Source organism: Polynucleobacter sp. 39-46-10 (assembly GCF_002282275.1).
In genome coordinates this window covers 1-1222 of record NZ_NCJB01000516.1, presented here as the reverse complement: position 1 = coordinate 1222, position 1222 = coordinate 1, and the positions used below count along the sequence as shown (strand labels likewise).

At 47.6% G+C, this 1222-nt stretch carries 2 protein-coding genes; both read right to left on the bottom strand.

Features of this window, described 5'->3' with window-relative positions; genetic code table 11:
* A partial coding sequence (locus tag B7X71_RS17320; protein WP_293601653.1) for a Mur ligase family protein occupies positions 1–682 on the bottom strand: 682 nt, incomplete at its 3' end.
* A gap of 5 nt (positions 683–687) precedes the next feature.
* The coding region (locus tag B7X71_RS17315; RefSeq protein ID WP_293601652.1) for an acetyl-CoA carboxylase carboxyltransferase subunit beta at positions 688–1222 on the bottom strand (535 nt) is incomplete at its 5' end.

Genomic DNA, 1222 nt, shown 5'->3' with positions numbered 1-1222 from the left:
CTTGAAGCCATAAATCACAACCCAGTTTTTCAGCATGATCAATTAGGGATTGGGGGGGTACAGGATCGCCACAGACTGCAATTGCACCTGCGCGGAAAATACCAGCCTTCTCAAGACCAATTGCCTCACGTGTACCGCCTAAAAAATCAGCGTGATCAATATCAATACTAGTGACGATCGCGCAATCTGCATCAACAATATTTACGGCATCTAAACGACCACCCATGCCAACCTCAAGGACAACAGCATCTAAATTTGCCTTAGAAAATAAATGCATGATTGCCAAGGTAGTGAATTCAAAATACGTTAGCGTTGGAGCATCCACTATGCTGACGCGCGCTTTCTCAACGGCGGCAAAATGCTCTAGTAAGAGATCATCTTTTACTTCCTCACCATTGACTCGAGCACGCTCGTTAAAGACCAGTAAGTGAGGAGACATATGACAACCCACTCTATAGCCAGAGGCCAGCAAGATACTCTCAAGATAAGCGCAAGTTGAGCCCTTGCCGTTCGTCCCAGCAACAGTGATCACCGGGCAATCAAAGTGCAAGCCCAGAGCTTCTTTAACTCGATTAATCCGATCTAGACCCATGTCGATACCGACTGGGTGGGCTGTTTCGAGGTGACTAAGCCAAGCCGTTAGGCTAGAAAACAGAATGGGAGATTGGTGTGCGGAACTCAAGCGCTTTATACAGCTGCGCTACCCGCAATCGCAGGCTCAGGAAGCTGCTGGAGCAATGCCAAGAGACGAGCGATTTCACCGCGCATTTGGCGACGATCCACAATCATGTCAATGCCACCCTTTTGCAATAAGAACTCAGAACGCTGAAAGCCATCTGGTAATTTTTCACGAACAGTTTGTTCAATGACACGCGGACCTGCAAAGCCAATCAAGGCTTTAGGCTCAGCCATTACTACGTCACCCATAAAGGCGAAGCTAGCAGAGATTCCGCCCATAGTTGGGTCAGTCAAAACGCTGATGTAAGGCAAACCTTTTTTAGAGAGTAAGGTCAACATGGAGTTGGTCTTAGCCATCTGGAAAAGAGAGAGCAAACTTTCCTGCATACGCGCACCGCCGGTAGCTGTTACGCAGATAAATGCACACTTTTTGGCGATGGCTTCTTGCACACCACGGGCAAAACGCTCACCAACAACTGAACCCATCGAGCCACCCATATATTGAAACTCAAAGCATGCAGCTACAACTGGAATACTTTCAATT